6 protein-coding genes and 1 riboswitch are annotated in these 5,671 nt (G+C 68.6%); all 6 genes read left to right on the forward strand.

Annotated features, from left to right (window positions below):
* A partial coding sequence (locus FNH08_RS43095) for a cytochrome P450 (RefSeq protein ID WP_152776965.1) occupies positions 1–653 on the forward strand: 653 nt, incomplete at its 5' end.
* A 129-nt stretch (positions 654–782) separates the two neighbouring features.
* On the forward strand, positions 783–1,667 hold the full coding sequence (locus FNH08_RS43100) for a transglycosylase family protein (RefSeq protein ID WP_407704569.1): 885 nt from the start codon (positions 783–785) through the stop codon (positions 1,665–1,667).
* 284 nt (positions 1,668–1,951) lie between these two features.
* Positions 1,952–2,161, forward strand: a riboswitch (cyclic di-AMP (ydaO/yuaA leader).
* Positions 2,162–2,165: 4 nt separating this feature from the next.
* On the forward strand, positions 2,166–2,864 hold the full coding sequence (locus FNH08_RS43105) for a LysM peptidoglycan-binding domain-containing protein (protein ID WP_152776966.1): 699 nt from the start codon (positions 2,166–2,168) through the stop codon (positions 2,862–2,864).
* A 338-nt stretch (positions 2,865–3,202) separates the two neighbouring features.
* Positions 3,203–4,483 carry a phosphopyruvate hydratase gene (gene eno / locus FNH08_RS43110; protein ID WP_322726385.1) on the forward strand — a complete coding sequence of 427 codons (1,281 nt, stop codon included), beginning with the start codon at positions 3,203–3,205 and terminating at the stop codon, positions 4,481–4,483.
* A 112-nt stretch (positions 4,484–4,595) separates the two neighbouring features.
* Entirely contained in the window at positions 4,596–5,072 is a 477-nt protein-coding gene (locus FNH08_RS43115) for an FtsB family cell division protein (RefSeq protein ID WP_152776968.1), read from the forward strand.
* A gap of 55 nt (positions 5,073–5,127) precedes the next feature.
* Positions 5,128–5,652, forward strand: a complete 525-nt coding sequence (locus tag FNH08_RS43120) for a DUF501 domain-containing protein (protein WP_152776969.1) — start codon at positions 5,128–5,130, stop codon at positions 5,650–5,652.
* The last annotated feature ends 19 nt before the right edge of the window (positions 5,653–5,671 follow it).

The following is a 5,671-nucleotide window of genomic DNA, read 5'->3' on the forward strand; positions in this document are numbered from 1 at the left end:
AGGCCCTCCCCGACACTCCCGCCCCCGGCGAGGACCTCATCTCGGGTCTCATCCGCGCCTCCGACCACGGCGAGCACCTCAGCGAGAACGAGGCCGCCGCGATGGCGTTCATCCTTCTGTTCGCGGGGTTCGAGACGACCGTCAACCTCATCGGGAACGGGACGTACGCCCTCCTCACCCATCCCGAGCAGCGCATACGGCTCCAGAGCTCGCTCGCCGCCCAGGACACCGGACTCCTGGAGACCGGCGTCGAGGAACTCCTGCGGTACGACGGTCCCGTCGAACTCGCCACCTGGCGCTTCGCCACCCGCCCGCTGACCATCGGAGGGCAGGACATCGCCGCCGGCGACCCCGTGCTCGTCGTGCTCGCCGCGGCCGACCGTGATCCCGAGCGGTTCGCCGACCCCGACGTCCTCGACCTCGGCCGCCGTGACAACCAGCACCTCGGCTACGGCCACGGCATTCACTACTGCCTCGGCGCGCCCCTGGCCCGACTGGAGGGACAGACCGCGCTCGCGACTCTCCTCACCCGCCTCCCCGACCTCCGACTCGCGGGGGATCCAGCCGATTTGCGTTGGCGCGGCGGGCTCATTATGCGGGGATTGCGCACGCTTCCCGTGGAGTTCACACCGGCTCGGACGACAGTGAAGTGACACTTCCTCAACTCTGTGATCTTCACGTGATCTGTGCTCCATTGACTTGTGACAAGAGTTCGACTGCCGATACGTTCACGCATCAGTACGACGACTCACCACACCCGTCGCACTGACCCCTGCTGTCGCGTGAAAGGCAACCGCATGCTCTCCGGGAACGGTCGTCACCGTCGGCCTCGTCAGGCTCCGGCCCTCCTCGTCGCCGCCGGAGTGACCGGATCCGCGATCGCGATCCCGCTCCTCGGCGCGACCGGTGCGAGCGCGGCCAGCGGGACGACCTGGGACCAGGTCGCCGACTGCGAGAGCGGCGGCTCCTGGAGCGCCAACACCGGCAACGGGTACTACGGCGGACTGCAACTCTCCCAGGATGACTGGGAGGAGTACGGCGGTCTCGACTACGCGTCCAGCGCCGACCAGGCCAGCAGGTCCCAGCAGATAGCCGTCGCCGAGAAGGTCCTCGCCGACAAGGGCGTCGGTGTCTGGCGCACCTGCGGGCTCCTCCACGGGCTCAACAAGGATTCCGGTTCCGCCGACGTGGATACCGGCGTACTGGGCGACTTGTCCAGCTCATCCGATTCGTCCGACTCCTCTTCTTCTGATGACGCCGATCAGTCCGCCAAGGCCGACACCGGGCTGAACAACTCCAGCGAAAGCGAGTCCCGGGACTCCGGCAGTCCGCAGACGAATGCGTCGAAGAGTGGCGATTCGGACGAATCCGGGCAGAGTGGCGAGTCTTCGGAGTCCTCGAAGGGCGGTGAATCCGCTTCCGATTCCGGTTCTGATTCCGAGAGCGCGACCTCGGGGGCCGGGCGCCACCGGGGCGGTGCCGCTGACGAGGGTGCCACTGACGGCCGTACGGACGCGGGTGCCGGCTCCACCGGGCGGCACGCCTCGCGGAACGACGACTCGGTCAAGGAGGTCGAGGTGCCGGAGGATCCGTACGCCCCGTACCTCGCCCGCGTCGGGGGCGATCTCTACGGCATCGTCGACTCCCTTGCGCCGTCCGGAGGTTAGGGCGAGCTGTGCGTCGAGGGCGGGAGCGCGGTCGGTGCTGACCCTGACCTTATTCGCCCCGGTCAGAGGCTGAATGTCGGTGACGAATCGGGCGAAAAGTAGCGAGAGTTAGTGCCTTCTTTCACCGAGAATGCCCGTTTTGATCTCGGTGGGAGATGAGTCACAGAAGCCCTGATCGTCTTTGTCAATCCGCGGATCGCGTGTCTACGGTCGTGATCGCTCGCCACAGCGGGCCCCTGCGGTCGGCACGCCGAATCCTGCCAACGGCCGTACGGGAACAGTCGTCGCGTCAAGCGCCGCAGGCAGGAGCGGGGGACCCAAGGTAAGTGCCGGGCCCGGGAGTTGAGAGACGACCGGGAACGGCTTGGGGTGAAGCCGTGCGGAAGCGGAGGGCGGAAGCCGTCCGCACCAGGCCGAAAGGCCGACCGCACGGCCGGGCAACTCAACCGGCCCGAACCCGACAGCTCACCTCGCAGGCGTCGGTGAGGGGATCACTTCATGCTGTCTTCCTGCAATGGCAAGCACCGTCGTCCGTCCAAGGCCAGCCGTGTCGTCGCCCTGGTCGGCGTCACCGGTGCCGCCATCGCCGCCCCGCTGCTCGCGACCGGTACCGCCTCCGCCGCCTCCGCCTCCGAGTGGGACGCGGTCGCCCAGTGCGAGTCCGGCGGCAACTGGTCGATCAACACCGGCAACGGCTACTACGGCGGTCTGCAGTTCTCCGCCTCGACGTGGTCCGCGTACGGCGGCACGCAGTACGCCTCCACCGCCGACCAGGCCAGCAAGGCCCAGCAGATCGAGGTCGCCGAGAAGGTCCTCGCGGCCCAGGGCAAGGGTGCCTGGCCGAACTGCGGTACGGGTCTGTCCGGCGCCTCGACCGGCGGCGGGGCGGCTTCCTCGAACTCGGGCTCGTCGGGCTCGTCCGCGGACTCCGGCTCCTCCGCACAGAGCGACCAGAGCTCCAGCGGCCAGGAGCAGCGCGCCTCGCGTTCCCAGGAGCGGGCCACCGTCGAGACCCCGACCGGCAAGAAGGTCAAGAAGGGCGACGGCGAGTACAAGGTCGTCAAGGGTGACACCCTCAGCAGCATCGCCGAGGAGAAGAAGGTCGAAGGCGGCTGGCAGAAGCTCTTCGAGCTGAACAAGGACATCGTCGACGAGGCCGACTTCATCTTCCCCGGCCAGCAGCTGCACCTGAGCTGAGACCGAGCCGGTTCCCAGCTGAACCACAGCGCCCCCACAACCGTGTCCTCCATAGTGGAGGTCACGTGAGGGGCCTCCCCCCGTCCCCACGGGCTCCCCGCTCCCGGTGCGTGTTCCCCCGTACGCACCGGGAGCGGGGCTTTTTCGTTCGACTTCCTCCGCCGCCGTGGTTGTTCCGGCGTTCCTCGACCGCGGCTTTTTGTTCAGTTCAGGAACAATTTACTCTCGGTTTGGTCCACGGGGTGGGCGGGAGACTGGCCGATCCCCCGGAGCCGGTTAGGCTCATCCCGCAGGGCCATGGCCCGCGTACCCGCGTCACATCCCAGAAGGAGATGCTCGTGCCGTCCATCGACGTCGTCGTAGCCCGGGAAATCCTGGACTCCCGAGGCAATCCCACGGTCGAGGTCGAGGTCGGCCTCGACGACGGCAGCACCGGTCGTGCCGCCGTCCCGTCCGGCGCCTCCACGGGCGCCTTCGAGGCCATCGAGCTCCGCGACGGCGACTCGAACCGCTACCTCGGCAAGGGCGTCGAGAAGGCCGTCCTCGCCGTCATCGAGCAGATCGGCCCGGAGCTCGTCGGCTACGACGCCACCGAGCAGCGCCTGATCGACCAGGCGATGTTCGACCTGGACGCCACCGACAACAAGGGCTCCCTCGGCGCCAACGCCATCCTCGGCGTCTCCCTCGCCGTCGCCCACGCCGCCTCCGAGGCGTCCGACCTCCCCCTCTTCCGCTACCTGGGCGGCCCGAACGCGCACCTGCTGCCGGTGCCGATGATGAACATCCTGAACGGCGGCTCGCACGCCGACTCCAACGTGGACATCCAGGAGTTCATGATCGCCCCGATCGGCGCGGAGACCTTCTCCGAGGCCCTGCGCTGGGGCGCCGAGATCTACCACACGCTCAAGAAGGTCCTGAAGAGCAAGGGCCTGGCCACCGGCCTCGGCGACGAGGGCGGCTTCGCCCCGAACCTCGGCTCCAACCGCGAGGCCCTCGACCTCATCCTGGAAGCGGTCAAGGAGGCCGGCTACACCCCCGGCGAGCAGATCGCCCTCGCGCTCGACGTCGCCGCGTCCGAGTTCTACAAGGACGGCGTGTACCTCTTCGAGGGCAAGGAGCGCACCGCCGCCGAGATGACGGACTACTACGCCGACCTCGTCGAGGCGTACCCGCTCGTCTCCATCGAGGACCCGCTGTTCGAGGACGACTGGGACGGCTGGAAGACCATCACCGACAAGCTCGGTGACAAGGTCCAGCTCGTCGGCGACGACCTGTTCGTCACCAACCCCGAGCGCCTGGCCCGCGGTATCGACGAGGGCGCGGCCAACGCCCTGCTGGTGAAGGTGAACCAGATCGGCTCGCTCACCGAGACCCTCGACGCCGTCGAGCTGGCCCAGCGCAGCGGCTTCAAGTGCATGATGTCCCACCGCTCCGGCGAGACCGAGGACGTCACCATCGCCGACCTCGCCGTCGCCACCAACTGCGGCCAGATCAAGACCGGCGCCCCGGCCCGCTCCGAGCGCGTCGCCAAGTACAACCAGCTGCTGCGCATCGAGGAGATCCTCGACGACGCGGCGGTGTACGCGGGCCGCTCGGCCTTCCCCCGCTTCAAGGGCTGATCCGTACGCGGATCCGTACTGGGTCAATGCCGAGCCAGTCGTACGTACGTCCCCGCACCGGTCCCGTACCGTGTGCGGGGACGTACGCGCGTGTGAAACGGGAGGCGGGGACATGGCTGTGAAGGACCGGGACCGTTTCTCCACCGCGACCAGGCTGCGACTGCTCGGCGAGCAGACCGCGGCCCGCGTCTACCGCTCCCAGACCAAACGCCAGGCCCGCCGCTCCCGGCTGACCGGGCGCGCCGCCCTGCTCGCGCTCGTGCTCTGCTCGCTGATCGTGGCGCTGGCGTACCCGATAAGGCAGTACGTCTCCCAGCGTGCCGAGATCGCCGAGCTGGAGCAGCGGCGTGCGGAGGCCCGCGAGCGGGTCGAGCAGCTGCGCGACCTCAAGGCGCGCTGGCAGGATGACGCGTACGCCGAGCAGGAGATCCGGCAGCGGCTGCATTATGTGATGCCCGGCGAGACCGGCTACATCGTGATCGACCCGGACGCGGCGAAGCAGTCGCGTACGACGCAGGGGGCGGCGGACCGTCCCTGGTACGCCAACGTCTGGGACGGGGTCGACAAGGCCGACGCCGCAGGCCGGTGAGAGTCCGAGACTCTGATAACTCTGAGACTTGACGAGAGAGACGTAAGCAGCAGGTATGGAAACACCCCCGCCTTCCACTGAGCGCACCGAGCCGACCGACGCGGACGTCGAGGCCTTCAAGCAGCAGCTCGGCCGCCCGCCGCGCGGGTTGCGTGCGATCGCGCACCGGTGCCCGTGCGGGCAGCCGGACGTGGTCGAGACGGCGCCTCGGCTGCCGGACGGTACGCCGTTCCCGACGACGTACTACCTGACGTGTCCGCGGGCTGCCTCCGCGATCGGCACGCTGGAGGCGAACGGGGTGATGAAGGAGATGACGGAGCGGCTGTCGGCGGATGCCGAGCTGGCCGCGGCGTATCGCTCCGCGCACGAGGACTACATTCGGCGCCGTGACGAGATCGAGGAGCTGAAGGGGTTTCCGAGTGCCGGGGGTATGCCGGATCGGGTGAAGTGCCTGCATGTGCTGGTGGCGCACTCGCTGGCCGCGGGGCCCGGGGTGAATCCGTTGGGTGACGAGGCGATCGCGATGTTGCCGGAGTGGTGGCGCAAGGGGCCGTGCGTGGTGCCCCCGACGGAGGACTGACGCCCCCGCCGCCCCTACC

The sequence above is a fragment of the Streptomyces spongiae genome, assembly GCF_009377185.1.
Lineage (GTDB): Bacteria > Actinomycetota > Actinomycetes > Streptomycetales > Streptomycetaceae > Streptomyces > Streptomyces spongiae.